Source organism: Serratia sp. NFX21, assembly GCF_048517035.1.
GTDB classification, from domain to species: Bacteria; Pseudomonadota; Gammaproteobacteria; order Enterobacterales; family Enterobacteriaceae; genus Serratia; species Serratia quinivorans.
Window position 1 is genome coordinate 2,071,116 of record NZ_CP183196.1, and the last position, 26,105, is coordinate 2,097,220.

The 26,105-nt window shown below is 54.9% G+C and carries 23 protein-coding genes; 12 read left to right on the forward strand and 11 right to left on the reverse strand.

Going from position 1 to position 26,105, the window contains the following annotated elements; genetic code table 11:
* The first annotated feature begins 43 nt into the window (after positions 1-43).
* Together gsiC and gsiD are read left to right on the forward strand one after the other, a co-directional pair.
* Positions 44-964: a glutathione ABC transporter permease GsiC gene (gsiC, locus tag ACNT1W_RS09855; RefSeq protein ID WP_261413072.1), complete on the forward strand. Its 921-nt coding sequence runs from the start codon at positions 44-46 to the stop codon at positions 962-964.
* Positions 965-973: 9 nt separating this feature from the next.
* Positions 974-1,882, forward strand: coding sequence for a glutathione ABC transporter permease GsiD (gsiD, locus tag ACNT1W_RS09860; protein ID WP_172491122.1), 909 nt, complete (start codon positions 974-976; stop codon positions 1,880-1,882).
* A gap of 473 nt (positions 1,883-2,355) precedes the next feature.
* On the opposite strand, the gene fghA is transcribed toward gsiD, so the two are convergent.
* From fghA to ptrR, 3 genes are read right to left on the reverse strand one after another with little or no spacing between them, the layout of a single operon-like run.
* Entirely contained in the window at positions 2,356-3,198 is an 843-nt protein-coding gene (gene fghA / locus ACNT1W_RS09865; RefSeq protein WP_419246715.1) for an S-formylglutathione hydrolase, read from the reverse strand.
* A 14-nt stretch (positions 3,199-3,212) separates the two neighbouring features.
* Positions 3,213-4,340 carry an S-(hydroxymethyl)glutathione dehydrogenase/class III alcohol dehydrogenase gene (locus ACNT1W_RS09870; protein WP_012005990.1) on the reverse strand — a complete coding sequence of 376 codons (1,128 nt, stop codon included), beginning with the start codon at positions 4,338-4,340 and terminating at the stop codon, positions 3,213-3,215.
* A 26-nt stretch (positions 4,341-4,366) separates the two neighbouring features.
* The gene (gene ptrR / locus ACNT1W_RS09875; RefSeq protein WP_012005991.1) at positions 4,367-5,284 is read right to left on the reverse strand and encodes a putrescine utilization regulator PtrR; all 918 of its coding nucleotides are present in this window, start codon (positions 5,282-5,284) and stop codon (positions 4,367-4,369) included.
* A 106-nt stretch (positions 5,285-5,390) separates the two neighbouring features.
* Here ptrR and ACNT1W_RS09880 point away from each other — a divergent pair, with 106 nt between their 5' ends.
* The 7 genes from ACNT1W_RS09880 (at position 5,391) to mglC (ending at position 13,825) form a co-directional block, all read left to right on the forward strand.
* Positions 5,391-6,548, forward strand: coding sequence for a YbfB/YjiJ family MFS transporter (locus ACNT1W_RS09880; protein ID WP_017892163.1), 1,158 nt, complete (start codon positions 5,391-5,393; stop codon positions 6,546-6,548).
* Between the two features lie 247 nt (positions 6,549-6,795).
* Positions 6,796-7,461 carry a GTP cyclohydrolase I FolE gene (folE, locus tag ACNT1W_RS09885; protein ID WP_012005993.1) on the forward strand — a complete coding sequence of 222 codons (666 nt, stop codon included), beginning with the start codon at positions 6,796-6,798 and terminating at the stop codon, positions 7,459-7,461.
* Positions 7,462-7,531: 70 nt separating this feature from the next.
* Positions 7,532-8,713, forward strand: a complete 1,182-nt coding sequence (gene yeiB, locus ACNT1W_RS09890; protein ID WP_135344474.1) for a DUF418 domain-containing protein YeiB — start codon at positions 7,532-7,534, stop codon at positions 8,711-8,713.
* A 129-nt stretch (positions 8,714-8,842) separates the two neighbouring features.
* Positions 8,843-9,880: an HTH-type transcriptional regulator GalS gene (galS, locus tag ACNT1W_RS09895; RefSeq protein ID WP_012005995.1), complete on the forward strand. Its 1,038-nt coding sequence runs from the start codon at positions 8,843-8,845 to the stop codon at positions 9,878-9,880.
* A 256-nt stretch (positions 9,881-10,136) separates the two neighbouring features.
* Entirely contained in the window at positions 10,137-11,129 is a 993-nt protein-coding gene (gene mglB / locus ACNT1W_RS09900) for a galactose/glucose ABC transporter substrate-binding protein MglB (protein WP_012005996.1), read from the forward strand.
* Positions 11,130-11,294: 165 nt separating this feature from the next.
* Entirely contained in the window at positions 11,295-12,803 is a 1,509-nt protein-coding gene (mglA, locus tag ACNT1W_RS09905) for a galactose/methyl galactoside ABC transporter ATP-binding protein MglA (protein ID WP_012005997.1), read from the forward strand.
* Positions 12,804-12,814: 11 nt separating this feature from the next.
* Positions 12,815-13,825 carry a galactose/methyl galactoside ABC transporter permease MglC gene (gene mglC / locus ACNT1W_RS09910; protein ID WP_012005998.1) on the forward strand — a complete coding sequence of 337 codons (1,011 nt, stop codon included), beginning with the start codon at positions 12,815-12,817 and terminating at the stop codon, positions 13,823-13,825.
* Between the two features lie 245 nt (positions 13,826-14,070).
* Here the strand turns inward: mglC and sanA are convergent, their stop codons facing one another.
* From sanA to metG, 7 genes are all read right to left on the reverse strand, one after another.
* Positions 14,071-14,814 carry an outer membrane permeability protein SanA gene (sanA, locus tag ACNT1W_RS09915; protein ID WP_017892166.1) on the reverse strand — a complete coding sequence of 248 codons (744 nt, stop codon included), beginning with the start codon at positions 14,812-14,814 and terminating at the stop codon, positions 14,071-14,073.
* A 168-nt stretch (positions 14,815-14,982) separates the two neighbouring features.
* Entirely contained in the window at positions 14,983-16,680 is a 1,698-nt protein-coding gene (locus ACNT1W_RS09920; protein WP_012006000.1) for an NAD-dependent malic enzyme, read from the reverse strand.
* Between the two features lie 221 nt (positions 16,681-16,901).
* Positions 16,902-17,786 (reverse strand): cytidine deaminase, encoded by an 885-nt coding sequence (gene cdd, locus ACNT1W_RS09925; RefSeq protein WP_017892167.1) that lies wholly within the window; start codon positions 17,784-17,786, stop codon positions 16,902-16,904.
* Positions 17,787-17,923: 137 nt separating this feature from the next.
* The gene (locus ACNT1W_RS09930; protein WP_012006002.1) at positions 17,924-18,619 is read right to left on the reverse strand and encodes a CidB/LrgB family autolysis modulator; all 696 of its coding nucleotides are present in this window, start codon (positions 18,617-18,619) and stop codon (positions 17,924-17,926) included.
* Positions 18,616-19,023 carry a CidA/LrgA family protein gene (locus ACNT1W_RS09935; protein WP_012006003.1) on the reverse strand — a complete coding sequence of 136 codons (408 nt, stop codon included), beginning with the start codon at positions 19,021-19,023 and terminating at the stop codon, positions 18,616-18,618. The genes ACNT1W_RS09930 and ACNT1W_RS09935 overlap by 4 nt, the downstream gene beginning before the upstream one ends.
* A gap of 136 nt (positions 19,024-19,159) precedes the next feature.
* Positions 19,160-20,383: an MFS transporter gene (locus ACNT1W_RS09940; protein WP_017892169.1), complete on the reverse strand. Its 1,224-nt coding sequence runs from the start codon at positions 20,381-20,383 to the stop codon at positions 19,160-19,162.
* Positions 20,384-20,525: 142 nt separating this feature from the next.
* The gene (metG, locus tag ACNT1W_RS09945) at positions 20,526-22,553 is read right to left on the reverse strand and encodes a methionine--tRNA ligase (RefSeq protein WP_126501462.1); all 2,028 of its coding nucleotides are present in this window, start codon (positions 22,551-22,553) and stop codon (positions 20,526-20,528) included.
* Positions 22,554-22,712: 159 nt separating this feature from the next.
* Between metG and apbC the strand changes: the two genes are divergently transcribed.
* The gene (gene apbC, locus ACNT1W_RS09950; protein WP_017892171.1) at positions 22,713-23,825 is read left to right on the forward strand and encodes an iron-sulfur cluster carrier protein ApbC; all 1,113 of its coding nucleotides are present in this window, start codon (positions 22,713-22,715) and stop codon (positions 23,823-23,825) included.
* 51 nt (positions 23,826-23,876) lie between these two features.
* Here apbC and ACNT1W_RS09955 read toward each other — a convergent pair whose 3' ends face one another.
* Positions 23,877-24,506 (reverse strand): phosphatase PAP2 family protein, encoded by a 630-nt coding sequence (locus ACNT1W_RS09955; protein ID WP_419246716.1) that lies wholly within the window; start codon positions 24,504-24,506, stop codon positions 23,877-23,879.
* Positions 24,507-24,750: 244 nt separating this feature from the next.
* Here ACNT1W_RS09955 and udk point away from each other — a divergent pair, with 244 nt between their 5' ends.
* Together udk and dcd are read left to right on the forward strand one after the other, a co-directional pair.
* A complete protein-coding gene (gene udk / locus ACNT1W_RS09960) occupies positions 24,751-25,392 on the forward strand; it encodes a uridine kinase (RefSeq protein ID WP_012006009.1) in 642 nt (213 codons plus the stop codon).
* A 126-nt stretch (positions 25,393-25,518) separates the two neighbouring features.
* Positions 25,519-26,100: a dCTP deaminase gene (dcd, locus tag ACNT1W_RS09965; protein ID WP_419246717.1), complete on the forward strand. Its 582-nt coding sequence runs from the start codon at positions 25,519-25,521 to the stop codon at positions 26,098-26,100.
* Positions 26,101-26,105 lie beyond the last annotated feature (5 nt).

Sequence of the window (26,105 nt, forward strand, 5' to 3'; positions counted from 1 at the left end):
ATCCCCGCTCTCACTGAGGGCGGGGTGAGGGGATTCACCCGAGATGCTTAATTATTTTCTGAAACGGCTGCTGGGCCTGATCCCGACGCTGCTGATTGTCGCGGTGCTGGTGTTTTTGTTTGTCCATCTGCTGCCTGGCGATCCGGCACGGTTGGCGGCGGGGCCGGAGGCCGACGAGGCGGTGGTGCAACTGGTGCGTAAGGATCTGGGGCTCGACAAGCCGCTACCGCAGCAGTTCGTGCATTTTTTTGTCAATGCTCTGCAGGGGGATTTTGGCACCTCGATGGTCTCCAAACGGCCGGTAAGCGAAGAGATTAGCTCGCGCTTTATGCCGACCCTGTGGCTGACGCTGACCAGCATGTTATGGGCGACGCTCTTCGGTATGGGCATCGGCATGTTGTCTGCCGTTTGGCGCAACCGCTGGCCGGACCGCATTGGTATGGCGCTGGCGGTCTCCGGCATTTCATTCCCCGCTTTTGCGCTGGGTATGCTGCTGATGCAGGTGTTCTCGGTCAATCTGGGCTGGTTACCGACGGTGGGCGCCGACAGCTGGCGGCATTATATTTTGCCCTCCATCACGCTGGGGGCGGCGGTTGCAGCGGTGATGGCGCGTTTTACCCGTGCCTCGTTCGTTGAGGTGCTGCAGGAAGACTATATGCGCACCGCGCGAGCCAAGGGCGTGCCGGAAACCCTGGTGGTGGTGAAGCATGGCCTGCGCAATGCGATGATCCCGGTGGTCACCATGATGGGGCTACAGTTCGGCTTTTTACTCGGCGGCTCGATCGTGGTGGAAAAGGTCTTCAACTGGCCAGGGCTGGGCAGGCTGCTGGTCGACTCGGTGGAGATGCGCGACTATCCGGTGATCCAGGCCGAGGTTTTGCTGTTCTCGCTGGAGTTTATTCTGATTAACCTGTTGGTGGACCTGCTGTATGCGGCAATTAACCCGGCGATACGCTACAAATGAGGACGCGGGATGATTAAGCATTGGCGACGCAACGCCGCAATGAAGGCGATGCCGACGATTAACCCTAACGCGGTGCGCACACCGTGGCATGAGTTCTGGCGGCGGTTCCGCCAACAACGGGTGGCGCTGGTCGCCGGGCTGTTGGTGCTGTTGCTGGTGGTTGCCGCGTTATTGGCACCTTACCTGGTGCCGTTTGATGCGGAAAACTACTTTGATTATGACCGCCTGAACGAAGGCCCTTCGCTGGTGCACTGGTTGGGGGTAGATTCCCTTGGGCGAGATATTTTCAGCCGCATTCTGATGGGCGCTCGTATTTCGCTGGCCGCCGGGGTGTTCTCGGTGCTGGTTGGCGGGCTGATCGGCACGCTGCTGGGCCTGTTGGCCGGTTATTATGAGGGCTGGTGGGACCGTATCACCATGCGTATCTGTGACGTGCTGTTTGCCTTTCCCGGTATTTTATTGGCGATTGGCGTGGTGGCGATTATGGGCAGCGGTATGTCCAACGTGATCGTTGCGGTGGCGATTTTCAGCATTCCGGCGTTTGCCCGGCTGGTGCGCGGCAATACGCTGGTATTGAAGCACCTGACCTATATCGAGTCGGCGCGCAGCATCGGGGCTTCCGACTGGACCATCATCCTGCGACATATACTGCCGGGGACGATTTCGTCGATTGTGGTGTATTTTACCATGCGTATCGGCACCTCGATCATTACCGCCGCCAGCCTGTCATTCCTCGGCCTGGGTGCACAACCACCAACGCCGGAGTGGGGGGCGATGCTCAATGAGGCTCGGGCGGACATGGTGATGGCACCGCACGTGGCGATTTTCCCCAGTCTGGCAATATTCATTACCGTACTGGCGTTCAACCTGCTGGGTGACGGGCTGCGCGACGCGCTGGATCCGAAATTAAAAGGATAGAATAAAGTAAAATTAATAGCGGTTAATATGCAGAGTGTTAATCGTTTAATTAACTGTGACGATTTAACGTACTCGGTAAATCAACTGAATACGTTAATTTAATTATTATTCTAGTCATATCACTATAATTAATGGTTATTTCTATTTTATTTGCAATGGGGTGGTGTTACCTTGTTTTTCTTGGTGTTATTATAATTTTCACATGGACGTGCAAATGAAAGACTGCATTTTTATAGCCCTTTGGATATTTATTTCATTCTCTTTAATCGAGTATTCATCACTGCTAATTATGAAACCCTGTAATAGTTATGTGGATGTTGCAATCGCGGTGATTACAGTGATCGGCACCAAAGCCTTATTAACCTGGTTTGAAGATGTTTATTATTGGTTCACTGGGCGAGAGCGTTAACTGAGTGTGTTATCAGGAAGAATAACCGCTTGCGATACTGACTATCGCAAGCGGTTAGGGCCGATCAGCGGAACAGATGTTCGGCGTGGAAGCGCAGGTGGTCTTCGATAAAGCTGGCGATGGTGAAGTAGCTGTGGTCGTAGCCTGGCTGGATGCGCAGGGTTAGCGGCCAGTCGCGCTGGCGCGCCAGTTCGGCCAGCTTCGCCGGTTGCAGTTGATCCGCCAGGAACTGATCGTCGTCACCCTGATCCACCAGCACCGGCATTTTTTCTGCGCCGTTGGCCAGCAGGTGGCAACTGTCATACTGCAGCCACTGGCTTTCATCATTGCCCAAATAGGCGGCAAAGGCTTTACGTCCCCATGGAACCTGACAGGGGTTAACGATGGGCGCAAAGGCCGACACTGAACGGAAACGCTGCGGATTGCGAAACGCCATTACCAGTGCGCCGTGGCCGCCCATTGAGTGACCGAAGATCGACTGGCGATCGCTGACGCTGAAATGCTGATTAATCAGCGCCGGCAGCTCGTCGCTGATGTAATCATACATGCGAAAGTGCTTGTCCCACGGTGCCTGGGTGGCGTTCAAATAAAAACCGGCACCCTGGCCCAAATCGTAGCCTTCATCATTGGGCACATCGTCGCCACGCGGGCTGGTATCGGCCATCACCAGCACCAACCCCAGCTCGGCGGCGACACGCTGCGCGCCGGCCTTCAGCGTGAAGTTTTCATCATTGCAGGTCAGCCCCGACAGCCAGTACAGCACTGGCGGCGGGTTATCATCGCGCGGGGGCGGCAGATAGATGCTGAAAGTCATGTTGCAATTCAGGCTCTGCGCCGCATGGCGATAACGCTGTTGCCAGCCGCCGAACATACGGTGCTCTTCGAGAAGTTCTAATGACAAGGTCATCTCTGCCTCCTGGCTTATTTTTTGTCGAAGTGAATAACGGAACGGATGGATTTGCCTTCGTGCATCAAATCGAACGCTTCGTTAATCTGCTCCAGCCCCATGGTGTGGGTAATAAAGTCATTTAGCGCGAACTCGCCGTCCATATAACGCTGGACGATGCCCGGCAGTTGCGAACGGCCCTTCACGCCACCAAAGGCGGAACCGCGCCATACGCGACCGGTCACCAGTTGGAACGGACGGGTAGAAATTTCCTGACCGGCACCGGCAACGCCGATAATCACCGATTCGCCCCAGCCTTTGTGGCAGCATTCCAGCGCCGAGCGCATCACGTTGACGTTGCCGATACACTCGAAGGAGAAATCAACGCCGCCGTCGGTCAGTTCGACGATCACGTCCTGAATAGGTTTATCGTAGTCTTTCGGGTTGATCAGGTCGGTGGCACCCAGCTTGCGCGCCAGGTCGAACTTGCTGGTGTTGATATCGATGCCGATGATGCGGCCTGCACCCGCCATCTGTGCGCCGATGATTGCCGACAGACCGATGCCGCCGAGGCCGAAGATGGCCACGGTATCGCCTTTTTGCACTTTGGCGGTGTTGATTACCGCGCCCATGCCGGTGGTGACGCCGCAGCCCAGCAGGCAGACTTCTTCCAGCGGGGCTTCTTTACTGATTTTTGCCAGTGAGATTTCCGGCACTACGGTGTATTCGGAGAAGGTGGAAGTGCCCATGTAGTGGAAGATAGGCTTGCCGTCTTTGAAGAAACGGGTGGTGCCATCCGGCATCAGGCCTTTGCCCTGGGTAGCACGGATCGCCTGACACAGGTTGGTTTTGCCGGATTTACAGAATTTGCACTCGCCGCATTCCGGCGTGTACAACGGGATCACGTGATCGCCAACCGCTACGCTGGTTACGCCTTCACCGATGGCTTCTACCACGCCGCCGCCTTCATGGCCGAGGATCGCCGGGAATACGCCTTCAGGATCGGCACCGGACAGGGTGTAGGCGTCGGTATGGCAGACGCCGGTGGCGACGATCCGCACCAGCACTTCGCCTTTTTGCGGCGGCATCAGATCCACTTCTTCGATTTTCAGCGGCTGGTTCGGGCCCCAGGCAACGGCGGCACGGGTTTTGATCATTTCCATCATAGTCTCCAGTGGTCTATTTTTAATCAGGCTATGTCGATAGCATTGGGTAAATCGCAGGCAGTATTTTCAACCGAGAGGGTTTCTGCCTGTTCAATAATTAATTCTTTCAGGGCGCGAACGTTCGGGCCGAAGGCATCACGCCGCCACAGTAACCAGGTGGCGGTTTGGGCGATATCGCCCGGAAGAGTATGCACTTTTACCCGTTCATGGCCTGGCAGCAGGCTCAGCACCGAATGCGGGATCATCGCCAGCCCGGCGCCGCTGGCGACGCAGGCCAGCATGGCGTGGTAAGACTGGATTTCCATCACCTGGCCCGGCAATACGCCTTCGCGCTTGAACCAGGACTCCAGCCGCAGGCGGTAAGAGCAACTGGCGCGGAAGGCAAACAGCGTTTCGCCCTTGGCGTCTTTGGCGCTATGGATCGGCAGGTGATCGAGGCATGAGATCACCACCATATGTTCGGGGAAAGCGATACAGCCATTGAGTTCGTCATATTGTACCGGCCCATCGACCAGTGCCGCCGCCAGCGTACCGGCGCGTACCCGTTCGGTGATCTCGCCGGAAGTACCGGTGGTCAGCGACAGTGACACCTGTGAGAAACGTTGGTGATAGGCTGCCAGTAACGTTGGCAAGCGGGTGGCGGCGGTGCTTTCCATCGAACCTATGGCGAAGTTACCTGCCGGCTCGCCGGCATGGGTGATGCTCATCGCTTCTTCACTCAGGGCCAGAATGCGGTTGGCGTAGCAGAGAAAGTTATGGCCCATCGGCGAAAGGCGCAGGCGCTGTTTTTCGCGGATGAACAGATCGGTGCCCAGTTCCTGTTCGAGCTGACGCAGGCGGGTGGTCAGATTCGAAGGTACGCGGTGCAACTGCTCGGCGGCACGGGCAACGGAGCCGGTTTCGGCGACGCTGCAGAACATGCGGAGCTGGGTGAGATCCATTGTCTTCTCTTTTCGTGATTAACTTGATGAGTATTATTCAGTTTTTGTGAGTGTAATACTGCGGCATGATACTGGCAACTTTCTTTTAACAGTCTGGATACTCTACATGGCCTTAAGAATTGCCCTGAGTGGTTTTATTGCATTGATCGTAGCCATGGGAATTGGTCGCTTCGCCTTTACCCCACAGGTACCGCTGATGATTGCCGAGCACCAGTTTACCTTGACCGGGGCCGGGCTGGTGGCGGCCATCAACTACCTGGGTTATCTGTGCGGTGCCTATGACGCGATGCGCGCCAACCGACATGTTGAACGTCGGCTGTGGCTGGGCGTGTGGGGGGCGGTAATCTTGACCTTGCTTTCGGCCTGGGTGCAGGGCGAATGGTGGCACGGTGCCGTGCGTTTCCTGATTGGTTGGGCCAGCGGCTGGGCGATGGTGCTGGTGGCGGCCTGGACCAACGAACGGCTGGCTCACTATGGCCGGCCGGCGCTCAGTGCGGCGGTCTTCGCCGGGCCGGGGGCCGGGATTTTTATCAGCGGCATGCTGGCGGTAGGCATTCACAGCCTGGCGCTGACGGCGTCTCAGGCCTGGCTGGTGTATGGCGTGTTGGCACTGGTATTGATTGGCGCAATCAGCATTAACCTGCCTAAGGCCGGTGAATTGCATCGTCCTGATGTGGCACCGGAGCCTCTGCTGTTGACTCCGGCGCTGAAGCGGCTGGTATTGAGCTACAGCCTGGCGGGTTTCGGCTATATTCTGCCGGCCACTTTTCTGTCGCAAATGGCCGCCGCACGTTTTCCTGGCAGCGTGTTCGCGCAATTTGTCTGGCCTGTCTTCGGCGGTGCGGCGGTGTTGGGGATTGTCATTGGCATCCTGACCCGTCACAAGCTGACCACCCAAACGCGTCTGGCCATGACTCTGTGGGTACAGGCACTGGGGGTCTTGAGTGCGGAAATCGTGCCTGGGGTGGCCGGACTGGCCTTGGGGGCATTGTTGACCGGCGGTGGCTTCCTCAGCGTAGTGCAGCTGTCGATCCAGCACGGCAGGGAACTGGCACCTAATCATGCGCGTTACATGGCGGGACTGTTGACCACCGGTTATGCGATTGGTCAGTTGGTCGGCCCGACGCTGTCGGCGCTGTCCACTGCCTTGACCCATCGGTTGGAACCGGCGTTATATGTCGCCGTGGTGGCGCTGATCGTTGCCGGCCTGCTGGTGGTGAATACCCCGACGCGCGAGCTGGCACGAAAACCGACGGCGCTGTGATTAAATTCCGTACAAAAAACGTGGAATAGCCGCAGCGGGCCTGATTGTGCTAAATGCGAATATTTCACCTGCGGATGAAGCACAATCGCTGGATAATCCCCTCACTCTCATCTAGAGTGGGGTCAAAATCTTGACCGGGTTCACGTTACCAATGACGGAAACCTCTGCCGTCAGGAGAGTATGCAATTCACCAGTCTGCTCGGTAAAGCAGCCGGATTGGCGAGTTCAGGTCCGTTGGAGAGATGAAATGACATCATTAAGTAAAGAAGCTGTTCTGGTTCATGCGGCGCTCGAAGAGCGTGGCCTGGAAACCCCGTTGCGTGGTGAAGTGCTGGATCGCGAGACGCGCAAGCGCCGTATTAAAGAGCACATGACGGAAATCATGCAGCTGCTTAATCTCGATCTATCCGACGATAGCCTGGCGGAAACCCCGCATCGCATTGCCAAGATGTATGTCGATGAAATTTTCTCCGGCCTGGACTACGCGAATTTCCCAAAAATTACCGTCATCGAAAACAAGATGAAGGTAGATGAAATGGTGACGGTGCGCGACATTACCCTGACCAGCACCTGTGAACACCATTTCGTGACTATCGACGGTAAAGCGACCGTGGCCTACATTCCGAAAGATGCGGTGATCGGCCTGTCGAAAATCAACCGTATCGTGCAATTTTTCTCCCAGCGCCCACAGGTGCAGGAGCGTCTGACGCAACAGATCCTGGTGGCATTGCAAACCCTGTTGGGTACCAATAACGTGGCAGTATCGATTGATGCGGTCCATTATTGTGTTAAGGCGCGCGGTATCCGCGACGCGACCAGCGCCACCACCACCACCTCGCTGGGTGGGCTGTTCAAGTCCAGCCAGAACACCCGTCAGGAATTCCTGCGTGCGGTGCGACATCACCAGGGGTGATACGGGGTTAACGAATAAGAACAGGCGCCTGCGGGCGCCTTTTTAATGGCCGGAATACAGCGATAAAATAATGAGCAACCCTTCGACCACACCGCTGCCACGCATCGCCACTCTGGACTGTGTGCGCGGTATCGCCATCCTTGGCATTCTGCTGCTGAATATCAGCGCCTTTGGCCTGCCGAAGGCGGCCTACCTGAATCCTGCCTATCTGGGGCTGCCATCATCGCGTGACGCCTGGACCTGGGCGCTGTTGGATATTTTCGCCCAGGCCAAGTTTCTGGCGATGTTTGCCTTATTGTTTGGTGCCGGCCTGCAGATGCTGCTGCGGCGCGGCAAGGGCTGGATACGTGCGCGGCTGTCGTGGTTGGTGCTGTTTGGTTTGGCGCATGCCATTTTCCTTTGGGACGGCGATATCCTGTTGGCCTATGGCCTGATCGGGCTGGTGTGCTGGCGGATGATCCGCGATGCCAAAGAAACCTATCAGCTATTGAAAACCGGCGTAGTGCTCTACCTGATCGGCGTCGGGGTTCTGTTGTTGCTGGGCTTTATCTCGCACGGTGAGCCGGGCGGTTTCTGGCAGCCCGGCGTTGCGGAACTGCAGTATGAAAAATTCTGGAAGCTGCAGGGCGGTATGGAGGCTTGGCGTAGCCGTACCGATCTGCTCTCGTCCAGCCTGTTGGCGATTGGCGCGCAATACGGCTGGGAGTTGGCGGGGCTGATGCTGTTTGGTGCCGGACTGATGCGCAGCGGTTGGCTGCGTGGCACCTATTCGCCGGGTTACTATCGCCGTCAGGCCGCCTGGCTGATACCGCTTTCATTGCTGATCCAACTGCCGGCGGTGGCGTTGCAATGGCATCTTCACTGGGACTACCGCTGGAGCGGCTTTTTATTACAGGTCCCGCGCGAACTGGGCGCTCCGCTGCAGGCCATGGGCTATCTGGCACTGTGTTACGGTTTCTGGCCGACGCTGTCGCGGCTGCGTATTGGGCATGGGTTGACGCAGATTGGGCGCATGGCGCTGAGCAATTACCTGCTGCAAACGCTGATCTGTACCACGCTGTTCTATCGCTTTGGCCTGTATCAACAGTTCGATCGCCTGCAACTGCTGGCGTTTGTGCCGCTGGTCTGGTTGGCTAACCTGTTGTTTTCTAACCTGTGGTTGCGTTACTTCGCCCAGGGACCGATGGAATGGCTATGGCGCAAACTGACCTCTCTGGCCGCCGGTAACACGGAGCCTAAGGGAGTGAATTGAGATCTGGCGCAGGTAGGTTAAAAAAATGTATGTAAACGTTTTCTTTCCTGTGACGGGATTCACGCAGAGGAGGATGACAAACGGGGTAGGATAGCGCCACTGTCAACTACCCCGACCTCAGGATTTTTCATGACCTCTGTTCACCCAACCACCATTCGCGACGTGGCGAAGCGTGCGGGCGTGTCCGTGGCGACCGTTTCCCGCGTGCTGAACCACAGCGCCCTGACCAGTAAAGAGACGCGTGAACAGGTGCTTAAGGCGGTGGCTGAACTGGGTTATCGGCCCAACGCCAATGCACAGGCGCTGGCCACCCAGAGCAGCGATACCCTCGGGGTGGTGGTGATGGACGTTTCCGATCCCTTCTTTGGTGCGCTGGTGAAAGCGGTAGACACCGTAGCGCAGCAACACCACAAATATTTGCTGATCGGCAACAGTTATCATCAGGCAGACAAAGAGCGTCACGCTATCGAAGTGCTGATTCGCCAGCGCTGTAATGCCTTGATTGTGCATGCTAAAGCGCTGTGCGATGCCGAATTGATGACTTTCCTCGACCAGGTGCCGGGCATGGTGTTGATCAACCGTATCATTGCCGGCTATGAGCATCGCTGCGTTGGCCTGGACAACGTCAGCGGCGCGGAGATGGCAATGCGTTTGCTGCTGTCGCAGGGGCATCAGCGCATTGGCTATCTGGGCTCCAACCACCCGATAGAAGACGGGCCGCTGCGCCAGCAGGGCTATACGCAGGCGATGGCTGCGGCTGGGTTGGTTACGCCGGACAATTGGCGTGCCTATGGTTCGCCGGATTTGCAGGGTGGGGAAGCGGCAATGGTCGAGTTACTCGGGCGTAACCTGCATTTGAGCGCGGTGTTTGCTTACAACGATGCCATGGCTGCCGGTGCCATGGCGGTGCTGAAAGAAAACGCTATCACAGTACCGCAAAATTTCTCGCTGGTGGGGTTCGATGATATCCCCATCGCACGCTATACCAGCCCCAAGCTCACCACGGTGCGCTATCCCATTGTCACCATGGCGACGCTGGCCACCGAGTTGGCCCTGCTGGGCGCGGCAGGCCGGCTGGAGCCGCAGGACCGCCATTTGTTTATGCCCACTCTGGTACGCCGCCATTCCGTGGCTCCGTGGCAAATTGAGGCAGCGGTCACTCTCTGAACATTTAATCTTGTGTAACCGTTTTCAATCTGTGAGAAAATTCACAGATTATTAACATCACGCCGTCTATGCTCTAGTCGTTTTCCAGCGTAAAGGCACTTGCCGCTGCTGTTCTTTACCTCGCGCTGGCACCACACTTTTCAGGAATAACATGATTCACGGATGACAGGGAAACTGCCAGGCCCGGTTGTGCACTCGCCACCGGTTACCTTTGGCCTAACACCGAGCAAGACCCTACATAAACCGGAGACACACAATGAATAAGAAGGTTTTCACCCTGGCCGCGACGGCCGCAGCCATGATGTTTGGCGCCGCAGCACATGCAGATACCCGTATTGGCGTCACAATTTATAAATATGACGACAACTTTATGTCGGTGGTACGCAAGGCTATCGAGAAAGACGCCAAGGCCTCTCCGGACGTCACCCTGCTGATGAATGACTCGCAGAATGACCAATCCAAACAAAACGATCAGATTGACGTGCTGATCGCCAAGGGCGTTAAAGCACTGGCGATCAACCTGGTTGACCCGGCAGCCGCCCCGGTGGTGATTGATAAGGCGCGCGCAAACGATATCCCTATCGTGTTCTACAACAAAGAGCCTTCCCGTAAAGCGCTGGACAGCTATGACAAAGCTTATTACGTGGGGACCGACTCTAAAGAGTCCGGTGTGATCCAGGGCAAACTGATCGAGAAGCACTGGAAGGCTAACCCGAACTGGGATCTGAACAAAGATGGCCAGATTCAGTATGTGTTGCTCAAAGGTGAGCCAGGCCACCCGGATGCTGAAGCGCGTACCACCTACGTGACTAAAACGCTGAACGACGACGGTATCAAGACGCAGGCATTGCAGATGGACACCGCAATGTGGGACACCGCCCAGGCCAAAGACAAGATGGATGCCTGGCTGTCCGGCCCTAATGCCAACAAAATAGAAGTGGTGATTGCCAACAACGATGCGATGGCAATGGGCGCGGTAGAAGCGCTGAAAGCGCATAACAAGTCCAGCATTCCGGTATTCGGTGTGGATGCGTTGCCTGAAGCCCTGGCGATGGTGAAATCCGGCGCTATGGCAGGGACAGTACTGAACGATGCCGACAATCAGGCTAAAGCCACTTTCGAACTGGCGAAAAACCTGGCTGCAGGCAAACCGGCCGCCGATGGCACCCAATATAAGATTGAAAATAAAGTGGTGCGCATTGCTTACGTTGGCGTAGATAAAGACAACCTGTCTCAGTTTATTAAGTAAGTTCTGAATGACCCCGCCTGAGGTGCGCTGCCCAGCGCCAACACCAGGAAAGCCGCAGGCGGGGAAATTTATTCTTCAAATCACAGCCTATACCCGATGAATTTCAAGTTGCAGCTAGCCATGCTGAGTCTTGAAAGGCGACGGGTAACATAGCCAGGTGTATTTATGGCCGACAGCCCACGCGAATTTCTGCTGGAAATGACCGATATCAGTAAGTCATTTCCCGGCGTCAAGGCATTGGATAATGTGAATCTGCGCGTTCGTCCGCACTCCATTCATGCATTAATGGGGGAGAACGGCGCGGGGAAATCGACATTATTAAAATGCCTGTTCGGCATTTATAAAAAAGATGCCGGCAGTATTATTTTTCAGGGCCAGGAAATTGACTTCAAAAGCTCCAAAGAGGCGCTGGAACACGGCGTTTCAATGGTGCATCAGGAGTTGAACCTGGTGTTGCAGCGTACCGTGATGGATAACATGTGGTTGGGACGCTACCCGACCAAGGGCATGTTTGTCGATCAGGACAAAATGTTGAAGGACACCCAGGCGATATTCGACGAGCTGGATATTGATATCAACCCACGGGATAAAGTGGGCACGTTATCGGTATCGCAGATGCAGATGATCGAAATTGCCAAGGCTTTCTCCTACGACGCCAAGATTGTGATTATGGATGAGCCAACCTCTTCGCTGACGGAAAAAGAGGTGAATCATCTGTTCACCATTATCCGTAAGCTGAAAGAGCGCGGCTGCGGCATCGTCTATATTTCGCACAAAATGGAAGAGATTTTCCAACTGTGCGACGAAATCACCATCCTGCGCGATGGCCAGTGGATCGCTACCCAGCCGTTGGAAGGGTTGGATATGGACAAGATCATTTCGATGATGGTGGGGCGATCGCTCAGCCAGCGTTTCCCCGATCGGCAAAATACGCCGGGCGAGGTGATTCTGGAGGTGAAGGGCCTGACCTCAATGCGCCAGCCTTCGATTCGCGATATCTCCTTCGATCTGCATCAGGGTGAGATCCTCGGCATTGCCGGATTGGTGGGGGCCAAGCGTACCGATATTCTGGAGACGCTGTTCGGCATCCGCGAAAAAATTGCGGGCACCATCAAGCTGCACGGCAAGGCCATCAACAACCACAGCGCCAATGAAGCGATTAACCACGGTTTTGCTCTGGTGACGGAAGAGCGCCGTTCCACCGGGATTTACGCTTATCTGGATGTCGGTTTTAACTCGCTGATCTCCAATATCCGTAACTATAAAAACAAAATCGGCCTGCTGGATAATGCCCGAATGAAAAGCGATACCCAATGGGTGATCGATGCCATGCGGGTCAAGACCCCGGGTCATCATACCAACATCGGCTCGCTGTCCGGCGGTAACCAGCAGAAGGTGATCATCGGCCGTTGGCTGCTGACCCAACCGGAAATATTGATGCTGGATGAACCGACGCGCGGTATTGACGTTGGCGCCAAATTCGAAATTTATCAGTTGATGACCGAACTGGCGAAGAAGGGCAAGGGGATCATTATTGTCTCGTCTGAAATGCCGGAGCTTTTGGGAATTACCGACAGAATACTGGTGATGAGTAATGGTCAGGTTGCGGGCATCGTTAATACCAAACAGACCTCGCAAAATGAAATTTTACGTCTCGCATCCCTGCACCTTTAAGGATCAGAACTATGAACGCGCTAAATAAGAAAACTTTGTTCACCTATTTTAAGGAAGGTGGCATTTACGTGGTATTGCTGGTGCTGCTGGCAATTATTATTATCCAGGATCCGACTTTCCTCAGCTTAATGAACCTGAGCAACATTCTGACGCAGTCTTCGGTGCGCATTATTATTGCACTGGGTGTGGCAGGGCTGATTGTTACCCAGGGGACGGACCTGTCCGCAGGGCGTCAGGTTGGGTTGGCGGCGGTGATCGCGGCGACGTTGTTGCAGTCGATGGATAACGTCAACAAGGTGTTTCCGCATATGGAAACCTGGTCGATCCCACTGGTGATCCTGCTGGTGTGTGCCGTGGGCGCGGTGATTGGTCTGGTGAACGGTTTGATCATCGCCTATCTGAACGTGACGCCGTTTATTACCACCTTGGGTACCATGATTATCGTGTACGGCATTAACTCGCTGTATTACGACTCTGTTGGTGCATCGCCAGTGGCGGGGTTTGATCCCAAGTTCTCCACCTTTGCTCAGGGGTTCCTGCGCTTTGGCGACTTTAAGCTGTCGTACATTACCTTCTACGCCATTATTGCGATTATTTTTGTCTGGATCCTGTGGAATAAAACCCGCTTCGGCAAAAACATCTTCGCCATCGGTGGCAACCCTGAGGCGGCAAAGGTTTCCGGCGTGAACGTGCCGTTGAACCTGATCATGATTTATGCGCTGTCTGGCGTGTTCTATGCGTTTGGCGGCTTGCTGGAAGCTGGCCGTATCGGCAGTGCTACCAACAACCTCGGCTTTATGTATGAGTTGGATGCGATTGCTGCCTGCGTGGTCGGTGGGGTGTCCTTTGCCGGTGGGGTCGGTACGGTATTGGGAGTGGTGACCGGGGTGATCATCTTCACCGTCATCAACTACGGCCTGACCTACATTGGTGTTAACCCTTACTGGCAGTACATCATCAAGGGCGGCATCATTATCTTCGCGGTAGCGCTGGATTCACTGAAGTACGCCAAGAAGAAGTAAAAGTCTCTGCGAAAAAACGGCCAGCAAATGCTGTAATGCCGGTCAGTTAAGCAAAGTTCTGAATAAGAATGTACGACGTTGTTTAAGTGGGCGTCTCCCTCTCCCAAGGGAGAGGGCCGGGGTGAGGGGCTTTTGCGTTGGTTTGTATCCCCTCACCCTAACCCTCTCCCAAAGGAGAGGGAACAATATCACCTTAACTTACAAGCATTACTGCCCTGGCCGCCTTTTGTTTTACTGAGGGGCAATTAAGGCTGTTTGGCCTTTTGCTTTTCCGCTTCCAGCTTGTGTTCCAGCTCGACCAATTGTTCCGGTGATACCGCCGGATACCCCTGGGCGTCCTCCGGGATGGTGTGCATGGCGGAGATCGGGATCAGCGGGCCGAGGAAGCGCGGTTCACGTTTGAGGATGTACAAATCGGTCAGCGCGCCAAGGCGGGCGAAGATCTCGCGCACACGCACTGTCATCATATCTTTTGGTGAAGGTACCGCGTAGCACTGCGCCTGGATCCCCATATGCAGCGCGATAAACAGCGCACGCTCACAGTGGAAGCGTTGGGTGATGATGATAAAGTCGTTGGTGTCGAACACCTTGCGGGTACGTACGATCGAATCCAGAGTGCGGAACCCGGCGTAATCCAGCACGATATCGCTGGGCGCCACGCCGGCGGCGATTAAATCGCGGCGCATGGTCATGGGTTCGTTGTAACTTTGCTGGGCATTGTCACCGCTCAGTAGCAGGTATTTAACTTTGCCGCTGTTGTAGGCGTTGATCGCCCCCTGAATGCGGTAGCGGTAATATTGGTTGATCACGCCGGTACGGTAATATTTGGCGGTACCCAGTACTACGCCGACCTGGCGATGGGGCAGCCCTTGCAGTTCGTCATAGACGAAAGGTGCCGTTTTCCAGCTGATCCAACGATCGAGCGCGATAGCCGAGAGCATCAGCAATGCAGCGATGACAAACAAGCCGATTATCAGGCGTTTCCACATGTTATTGCCTTACGCGCACCGTGGCCAAAAAAGATGGTTCAAGGCTACTTTACCTGACTACTTGAAGCAAGCTTGTCCCCCTTCTGGCACGCATTGCGCCGCATTTTTAGGCGTTTTCGGCCATAAAAAAGTCCGGCGAGCCGGACTTTATCATCTTGCTTGTGCAAATCAGAAAGAGGTGCGCTTGTAGCTGCGGTATTGCGGGCGCCAGAAGTTGTGTTCGATGGCTTTCGACAGCGCTTCTTCAGAAGTGACTACCGCCATTCCCTGCAGTTGAGCCGCTTTACCCACTTCCATCGCGATGCATTTTGACACGCCCTGAATATCGTCAATATCCGGTAACAGTGCGCCATGCCCGTCGGTGGCCAGCGGCGAACACTCGGCCAGTGCCCGGCTGGCGGCCATCAGCATCGCGTCCGTTACACGGGTCGCGCCAGAGGCCAACACACCCAGACCAATCCCCGGGAAGATATAGGAGTTGTTGCATTGGGCAATCGGGATCTGTTGCTCTTTATAGTGTACCGGTGCGAACGGGCTGCCGGTGGCGACCAGCGCAGCGCCTTCGGTCCAGTTGATGATGTCTTCCGGACGGGCTTCCACGCGTGAAGTCGGGTTGGACAGCGGCATTACGATCGGCCGCGGGCAATGCTTGTGCATTTCGCGGATCAGTTCTTCGGTGAACAGACCCGGCTGGCCGGAAACGCCGATCAAAATGGTGGGCTTGGCGTTACGTACTACGTCCAACAGCGAGATGGCATCGCTTTGGGTTTGCCATGCGGTCAGGTTTTCGCTTTTTTGCACCAGCTTGCTTTGGAAATCGAGCAGGTTAGGCAGTTTGTCGGTCAGCAGACCAAAACGGTCAACCATGAACACGCGGGCGCGCGCTTCGTCTTCGCTCAGACCTTCGGATTTCATCTGGGCGATAATTTGCTCGGCAATGCCGCAGCCGGCGGAACCGGCACCCAGGAAGGTCACGGTTTGGTCACGCAATTGGCTGCCCGCAGCGCGGCTGGCGGCAATCAGGCTACCCAGCGTAACCGCTGCGGTACCCTGAATATCGTCGTTAAAGCAGCAGATTTCGTCACGATAGCGGTTCAGCAGCGGAGTCGCGTTGTTCTGAGCGAAATCCTCGAACTGCAACAGCACGTTCGGCCAGCGGCGTTTCACCGCCTGAATAAACTCTTCAACGAAAGCGTGGTATTCATCACCGGAAATACGCGGATGACGCCAGCCCATATACAGCGGATCGTTCAGGCGCTGTGGGTTGTTGGTACCCACGTCCAGCACTACCGGCAGGGTATAGGCCGGGCTGATACCACCGCAGGCGGTGTACAGCGATAACTTGCCGATAGGAATGCCCATGCCGCCAATGCCCTGGTCGCCCAGGCCGAGAATACGTTCGCCGTCGGTGACGACAATCACTTTGACGTTTTGTTTGGTGGCGTTTTGCAGCATGTCGTCAATGCGATCGCGGTTCGGGTAGGAGATAAACAACCCGCGTGCCCGGCGGTAAATATCGGAGAAGTGCTCGCAGGCTTCACCCACCGTTGGCGTGTAGATGATCGGCATCATTTCGCTCAGGTGGGAGTCCAGCAGGCGGTAGAACAGGGTTTCGTTGGTGTCCTGAATGTTGCGCAGGTAGATGTGCTTATCGCTGTCGTTTTTGAAATCCTGATATTGGCGATAGGCGCGCTCAGCCTGTTCTTCAATGGTTTCCACCGCATCGGGCAACAAGCCTTGCAGGTTGAAATGGTTGCGCTCTTCTTCGGTGAAAGCACTGCCTTTATTCAGCAGTGGGAATTCCAACAGGATCGGGCCGGCATAAGGGATGTAGAGAGGGCGTTTGCTTTCGTATTCAAGTTCCATGACTTTTGCTCTTCAACGTATCGGATAACTTTATAAGGGTGATCCTAAAAGATCGGCGAAATATGTACAGCAATTGTTATCGGATCATGAGGTAAATTGGTGTAATTATCGACGATCAAATCCTAATTTAACTAAAGAAAGTGTTTTAAGACGTGAATGCCATTGTATTTGGCTGGCGGGGCTGTTAACAGCGGTGCCGGGCAGCACCGCCAGGGTCAGGATCAGAAAGTAATGCGGCTGACATTTTGGCAGCCCAGGGCAGCCAGCGTGGCACGGGTAGCATCCCATTGGGTGAGGATGGCACTTTCTGGCTCAGCCAGCACGGCGCGCTTCACCTTTTGACAGTCGTCGCCGGAAACATTCATCAGAATCAGCGCGGCCTGCAGGGGCGGCAGACTTGGGTTGAAGGCGGCGTTTTCCGCATAACGGCCAGTGTAGACTGTGCCGTCTTCAGCCTCCAGTGCGACGCCGCTGTGGGCGTTGCTGTAGGGCGCGTGGCTCTGATTGGCAGCGGCCAGCGCTGCTTTTTCCAGTTCGTCAGTCAGCGCCAGTTGGAAACCATGGTCGACCTGGTCCATCAGCAGCGTAGTGATATCCAGGTCTTTCGGGCCGAAGGAGTCCGGCAGGTAATCGCCAAGCGTTGCCGGTTCACGGCCGGGCAGACGAATTTTAAGGCTGACGCCGCTGTTCAGTTCGTTCATAAACTGACGGCAGTGGCCGCAAGGCGTGTAGTTAACGGTGATGGAGGCCAGGGCGGGTTCACCGCGCAGCCAGGCGTGGGTCACCGCACACTGTTCCGCATGAATGGTTTGTTGCATCGGGGCGCCGCTGAATTCCATATTGGCACCAAAATACAGATTGCCGCTCTGCCCACGGGCAATGGCACCGACATAAAATTGTGAGATTGGCGCTAACGAGCAGGCCGCCGCCAGTGGCAGCAGAGCGAATGCCAGAGCATCATCATCCAGCCCGCAGCGCTGCTTGATCGCGTCCACTTGTTCCGCCTTGAGCATGGCCGGGAAATCAGGCGCATCAATATAAGACTGCAGGGCGGATTGCAAGGTGGCGGGCAGTTCGCCAAAAGCGGTTTGAAAACGCGGGTGCATAGAAACTCTCTCTACAGGTTAACGGGATAACATTCTAGGCAGCCTTGCGTGAATAAAGTGTGATGAAAATCTCTTTATTGATGAAATCAATGCAATGAAAAGCATAATTGCGAGATGTCTCGCAAGTTTTAACCGTTTTAACTGAACATATGTAGCAGTACCGGGAACAGGAAGGGGGCCAGCAGCGAGGTAATGATCCCGCAGATCACCAACGCCAAAGAGCCGAATGCCCCTTCCTGATAGTCCATTTCCGCGCAACGAGCCGTGCCCAGTGCATGAGATGCGGTACCCATGGCCAAACCTCTCGCCGAGCGAGTGGTGATTTTCAATAGTTTAAATAATGTATGCCCGAATACTGCGCCGAGAATACCGACGAAGATTACGCAGACGGCGCTGATTGCCGGGATGCCGCCGAGCGATTCCGCCACTGCCATGGCGATAGGGGTCGTAACCGATTTGGGCATGATGGAAGCGGCAATTTCCGGAGTCGCCCCCATCAATAAAGCGATGGCACCGCCGCTGATCATGGCCGTCATACTGCCGATAAAGCAGACGGCGATAATGGATTTCCAACGGGCGCGGATCTGGTGCAGCTGTTCATACAGCGGGTAGGCCAGCGCGACGACGGCGGGCTGCAATAAGTCATTGAGGATTTTGCTGCCCTGAAAATAGCGTTCATAGGGGATGCCGGTCAGTAACAGCAGGGGAATGATCACCGCCATTGATACCAGCAGCGGGTTCAGCAGCGGCATGTTCAACCACTGCGCCAGCTTGCGTGCGGCAAAGTAGACTGCCAGCGTTAACGGCAATGACCACCAGATTTCATGGATCATTTTTCACCTTCCGCGGCATCCGGTTTGCCGACGATGCGACGTTCCCGGTGGAAATAATGCGAGGTGTAGCCCACCACTACCAGCACCATCAGGGTGCTGATAATGCAGGAAACAACCAGCGGGCCGAGGTGATCAAGGATCTGGTCATAGTATTTCATTACGCCAACGCCGATGGGCACAAACAACAGCACCATATAGCGGATCAGCAGATGACAGCCGGGTTTGACCCACCTGGCCGGCATAATTTGCGTGGAGAGCAGGGCGAACAGCAGCAGCATGCCGATAATGCTGCCGGGAATGGCGATCGGCAGCAGCGCCGCGATTGCATTGCCGGCGAATAAGCAAAGGTAGATAAGGACAATTGCCCTCAGGTATTTCCAGCACAGAGTGAATAGCTTGGCCATAACTTAATCCCGTTTAACCGATGAATTCATCATACAATTAAACTGTGACCTCCGCCACAAATCACACCATGAATTCTCTCTATGGCTGCCATGCCTGTCAGGCAGGTTGACAGCCGTAGTTAAGCCCGGTGCGCCTTTATTTTGTACTGATGATGCCTGCGCGGTATTGCTGCTTTTGTGCCAGGCGATGGCCGAGGAAAAAGAATAGCAGGCTGAACAATGCGGCAGCAATCAGCATCACAAACATCATTTGCGGTGCGGCATAGCTGAGGATAAAACCGCACAGCACCGGGTTGATGGCACCGCCCAAAGCGCTGAGGTTTTGCACACCGTAGTAGCTGCCTTTCAGATGCTGTGGGGCGATAAAGTCGATAAACATATACTCCACCGGGATCACGATAATTTCCCCCAGGGTAAATATCGCCATAGCTATGGCCCACAACCAGAGTGATTGCCCGGCCAGGCTAAAACCGATCAGCCCCAGAATGAAAAACACGGTGCCCAGCGCCAGCCAGCGCAGCATGTTTTCCTGCCGCATACCCCGGCTCAGTAAATACTGCAGCGCGATGACGATGCAGGCATTAACAATCATCACCGCCCCAATGACCTGATAGGCAAACTCGGCGTTGGAAACCAGAATCAGGTATTGCGATAAATACCCGGTGAACTGGCCAAAAACTACCGCGCCAAGCGTACTGCCGAGAGTAAAATAAATCAGCCGGTGGTCGTTGCGCAGAATGGTCAGCGTTTGGCGGAAATTGGGCGGCGCAGACGGCACGGCCTCAGTCGCTGCTGGCGGCGTAGTGCGTTGTCGGTGCAGGCTAAAACTCAATGCCGTCACTGTGAATAAAGCCAATCCGCCGGAAAGGTAGAAGGGTAACAATGGGTTCAGCCCTGCCACCATCACCCCCAGTGATGAGCCCACCGCCCAGCCAACGTTCACCAGCGTGTAGTTGATTGAAAAGGCTTTGATACGTTGTGCAACCGGTAGCCAGTCGGCAAAACAGGCCTTGATGGTGATGCCCAGTACCGAATAGGCGGTATGCAGGATAGCCAATACCACGATGATCCCACCCGGACGCGGGATCCACGGAATAGCGAAAAAACTCAAGGCGAACAGCAAAATGGCCGTCAGGATCAAGGTGTTTTTGTTGAACTTGTCGACCAGGTAACCGCCATACAGACTGGCGAAAATACCGATCATCAGGCTGATGCCCAAAATAATACCGACGCTTTTCGGCAGCAGGTGGAAATGCCCGGTGAGATAGATGGTAATGAACGGTAGCGTGACGCCACGCCCAATGGTCAATACCAGCGAGCTGGCCAGCAATGTGTTGATCAGCGGTGGGAATCCCTTCATGTCAGACCTGTTTATGCATACAGTAATTAAACCCGTATGGATAAGATAGCTTATTTTGGCCGATTTTGTCGCTGTCGCAAGGAATGAAATTTAATAAAAAGGGCCGAGCAAGCTCGACCCTTGGAGGCAGTAAAAACCGGTGTTATTTCACCTGCATCCCTGGCTGTGCGCCGCTGTCCGGGCTGAGCAGGAAGATTTCTTTTCCGCCTGGGCCGGCAGCCATCACCATGCCTTCGGAGATACCGAAGCGCATTTTGCGTGGCGCAAGGTTGGCAACCATGATGGTCAGGCGGCCTTCCAGCGCTTTCGGGTCCGGGTAAGCGGAACGAATACCGGAGAAGATCTGGCGTGTTTCGCCACCCAGCTCCAACTGCAATTTCAGCAGTTTGTCCGAACCATCAACAAAGTCGGCGCTGGTGATCAGCGCAATACGCATATCCACCTTGGCGAAATCGTCAAAGGTAATGGTGTCCTGAATCGGATCCTCAGCCAGCGGGCCAGTGACCACTTTCGCCGCCACCATGTCTTCTTTCGAGGCGCTGACCATCTCATTGACCTTGTCCAGATCGATACGGTTGAACAGGGCTTTAAATGGGTTAACCTGATGGCCCAGCAACGGCTGCTGGATGCTGTCCCAGCTCAGCTCACAGTTAAGGAAGGCTTCGGTGCGTTCAGTCAGCGACGGCATTACCGGTTTCAGGTAGGTCATCAGGACGCGGAACAGGTTGATGCCCATTGAGCAAATGGCTTGTAAATCTGCATCGCGGCCTTCCTGTTTGGCCACTACCCACGGCGCCTGTTCATCCACATAGCGGTTTGCCAGATCGGCCAGCGCCATGATTTCGCGAATTGCCCGGCCGGATTCACGGCTGGCATAGGCCTCGGCGATGCTTTGCGCTGCATCAACGAAGGTTTGGTACAGCGCCGGATCGGCCAGCTTGTCGGCCAGTTGACCACCAAAACGCTTGCTGATAAAGCCGGCGTTGCGCGAAGCCAGGTTGACCACTTTGTTCACGATGTCGGCATTTACCCGCTGCACGAAATCTTCCAGATTCAGGTCGATATCGTCGATGCGTGAAGACAACTTGGCGGCGTAGTAGTAACGCAGGCAATCGGCATCCAGGTGTTGCAGATAGGTACCGGCCTTGATAAAGGTGCCGCGAGATTTGGACATCTTGGCGCCGTTTACCGTTACGTAGCCATGTACGAACAGGTTGGTCGGCTTGCGGAAGTTACTACCTTCCAGCATTGCCGGCCAGAACAGGCTGTGGAAATAAACGATGTCCTTGCCGATAAAGTGATACAGCTCGGTGGTGGAGTCTTTGCGCCAGAATTCGTCAAAGTCCAGATCGCCACGTTTGTCGCACAGGTTTTTAAATGACCCCATGTAGCCGATTGGCGCATCCAGCCAGACATAGAAGTATTTACCTGGCGCATCCGGGATTTCAAAGCCGAAATACGGCGCATCGCGAGAGATATCCCACTGTTGCAGACCGGACTCAAACCATTCCTGCATCTTGTTTGCGACCTGCTCTTGCAGCGCGCCGGAACGGGTCCAGGCCTGCAGCATTTCGCTGAACGACGGCAGATCAAAGAAGAAGTGCTCGGAATCACGCAGCACCGGCGTCGCACCGGAAACCACGGATTTCGGATCGATCAGTTCGGTCGGACTATAGGTTGCGCCACAGACTTCACAGTTATCGCCGTATTGATCCGGTGATTTGCATTTCGGGCAGGTGCCTTTGACGAAGCGGTCAGGCAGGAACATGCCTTTTTCCGGGTCGTACAGCTGAGAAATGGTGCGGTTCTTGATGAAACCGTTTTCTTTCAGGCGGCCGTAAATCAGGTTCGACAGCTCACGGTTCTCATCGCTATGGGTTGAATGATAGTTATCATAGCTGATGCCAAAACCGGCGAAATCCTGTTGGTGCTCCTGGCTCATTTCCGCGATCATTTCTTCCGGCTTGATACCCAACTGCTGAGCTTTCAGCATGATCGGCGTGCCGTGCGCGTCGTCCGCGCAGATGAAATGAACCTCGTTGCCGCGCATTCGTTGGTAACGAACCCAGATGTCTGCCTGGATGTGCTCGAGCATGTGGCCGAGATGGATGGAACCATTTGCGTACGGCAGCGCGCACGTCACCAATAATTTTTTCGCGACTTGAGGCATAGTGAGAACTTGGTTTCTGTAATGAATAAAAAGGGTCTTTGATGTTACCCGATCGCGCTCGCCACGGCTAGGGCGGTTTCTTTATACAGACATGCGCCGACCGGCCTGCAGTTCTGATATGCTTAGCGAGAAGCTATCCATTAAAATCAAGGAGCCGGGATGAGCACAAAATCCCCCGAGCAGACCAACCCCGAAGTTCTGCGTGCCCTGGTGACCGGTGTACTGGCCGCCTTTGAACACCCGACGTTAAAAAATAATCTGACCGCGCTGAAGGCCATTCACCACTGCGCGTTGTTGGATCATGTGTTGCACATTGAATTGATTATGCCATTCGCCTGGCAGAGCGGTTTTGAGGTGCTGAAAGACAGCGTCAGTGCAGAATTACTGCGCGTGACCGGCGCTGAGGCGATCGACTGGAAACTGAAGCATGACATTACCACTTTGAAACGCGCCAACGATCAGGCCGGCATCAAAGGCGTGCGTAATATTATCGCCATCAGTTCCGGCAAGGGCGGGGTGGGTAAATCCACCACGGCGGTTAACCTGGCGTTGGCGCTGGCTGCGGAAGGGGCCAAGGTCGGTATTCTAGACGCCGACATTTATGGCCCGTCAATTCCGAACATGCTGGGGACCGAAAACGAGCGACCAACCTCGCCGGACGGGCAACACATGGCACCGATCCTGGCGCACGGTCTGGCAACCAATTCTATTGGTTATCTGGTGACCGACGATAATGCCATGGTGTGGCGCGGCCCGATGGCCAGTAAGGCGTTAATGCAATTGCTGCAGGACACGCTGTGGCCGGATCTGGACTATCTGGTGCTGGATATGCCACCGGGCACCGGTGATATTCAGTTGACGCTGTCGCAAAACATCCCGGTTACCGGAGCTTTGGTGGTCACCACGCCGCAGGATATCGCGCTGCTTGATGCCGCCAAGGGCATTGTGATGTTTGAGAAGGTTCATGTGCCGGTACTGGGCATTGTGGAAAATATGAGTGTGCATATTTGCAGCAACTGCGGACACCACGAACCCATTTTCGGTACCGGTGGGGCGGAGAAGTTGGTGAAGAAATACCATAGCCGCCTGCTGGGGCAACTGCCGCTGCATATTTCACTGCGCGAAGATTTGGATCGTGGCGAGCCGACGGTGATAAGCCGCCCGGACAGTGAATTTGCCGAGCTGTATCGCCAGCTTGCCGGTCGCGTTGCCGCGCAGATGTATTGGCAAGGTGAAGCTATTCCGACGGAAATCTCTTTCCGCGCGCTGTAATTAACTTAACGCCAGCCAGAAAATAACCCCGGACATGTACCGGGGTTTTGTTTATGGGGTCGTAATGTGTTTGTGCAGATCTGCGCGGGTGTAAGGGCGTTCAATCTGCGCCAATACGGTGGCGATATGTTCCAGCAGCCCCTGTGTCGGAGCCGGTTGCCGAAAGCCCATCAGAACCATCGGCAGAGCCAGAGCAACAACGATCTGCGGTGTGGATAGGTGTGGCCGCGGCTTGCCACGCTGTAGCCACAGGAACAGCGAGCTGGCCAGATAGCCAAGTACCAGGCCGCTCACCACTTCCGAAGGCGAATGCACATGGATTGCCAGCCGCGATAACCCGATAGTGAGGGGCAACACCAAACCTACCACCAGTGCGATGCTACGAACCGCATGTGAAAAACGTCCGGTCAGCGTCCAGAGCAATACTGGCCAAATACTGGCCGCCAGCGCAGAGTGGCCACTAAAACCGGTAAAGTCATAGCTTTTTATGCCAATGCCCCAGCCCATAAAGGCCAGTTTTGAGGCGCATACCACACCGCCGGCGCAGCCGAAGATCAGCGCCCATTGCCAGCCGGCAGTCCGGGTGGTGCGCGGAGCGACCAGCACGGCAAAAAGAATCAATGAGCAGGGTAACAACAACATGCTGTCGCCAAAAAATGTCAGAAAATGCCAGTCCAGCACGTTAGTCTCCGGTGAAATACAACATCCTATTCAAGGATAATCATCAAGCCACGGAGTTTACCCTGTCATGCGGGATTGCCCTAGACGTAATAATCTTAAAACCGTGACAGGCCCGTTCTGGTGAAATAACCTGAGATAGCGGCCTGGCGGTGACAATATAGTCTGGCGCTAAGGGCACTAACTCCCTATAATTGACGCGTTTTAGTTCCCCCCCTTCACACTACGAAATCAGGTCTTCAATTTTATGACTGACAAGCCGCATCAGTGCGTCATTATTGGTATAGCTGGCGCATCTGCCTCCGGAAAAAGCCTTATCGCCAGTACGTTGTATCGTGAACTTCGCGATCAGGTTGGCGATGAACATATCGGCGTTATTCCTGAAGACAGTTACTACAAAGACCAGACTCACTTGACCATGGAAGAAAGGGTCAAGACAAACTATGACCACCCAAGCGCCATGGACCACAACCTGCTGTTTCAGCATCTGCAGATGCTGAAATCAGGCAAGGCGATAGAGTTACCCTTGTACAGTTACACCGAGCACACGCGTAAGAAAGAGACCATTCACCTGGAACCGAAAAAGGTGATTATTCTTGAGGGGATCCTGCTGCTGACGGATATCCGTCTGCGTCAGGAAATGAATTTCTCGATCTTTGTTGATACGCCGCTGGATATTTGCCTGATGCGCCGTATGAAGCGTGATGTGAATGAACGTGGCCGCTCGATGGATTCGGTAATGGCTCAATATCAGAAAACCGTCCGCCCGATGTTCCTGCAGTTTATCGATCCTTCCAAACAATACGCCGACATTATCGTCCCACGCGGGGGTAAAAACCGCATTGCGATCGATATTCTGAAAGCCAAAATCAGCCAGTTCTTTGAGTAATGCCGTTCAATGGCCGGAAAACCCGTGTTTCCGGCCGGCGGGCAACTATTTACGCCGCGGCGTAGACCTTTCGCCCGTTGTGTGGCAATTTTTGTTTTAGTGACACGCCTTGATGGAGATAAATAAATGAGACTGTGCGACCGTGATATAGAAGCCTGGCTGGATTGTGAAAAACTGCTGATTTCACCGCGTCCGCCGATTGAGCGTATTAACGGGGCTACAGTGGATGTCCGTTTAGGCAATCAGTTCCGCGTTTTTCGTGGCCACACCGCTGCCTTTATCGATCTGAGTGGGCCAAAAGACGAAGTCAGCGCCGCGTTGGATCGCGTGATGAGTGATGAAATCGTTCTGCCGGAAGGGGAGGCTTTCTTCCTGCACCCGGGAGAGTTGGCGCTGGCGGTCACGCTCGAATCGGTCACGCTGCCAAACGATCTGGTCGGTTGGCTGGACGGCCGTTCTTCCCTGGCGCGTCTGGGCCTGATGGTTCATGTGACCGCGCACCGTATCGATCCAGGTTGGCAGGGCCGAATTGTCCTGGAGTTCTATAATTCAGGTAAGCTGCCGCTGGCATTACGCCCAGGCATGCTGATCGGCGCACTGAGTTTTGAACCACTGTCCGGGCCGGCAGCGCGTCCTTACAATAGCCGCCAGGATGCAAAATACCGCGATCAGCAGGGCGCAGTCGCCAGCCGAATCGACAAGGACTAACAGCG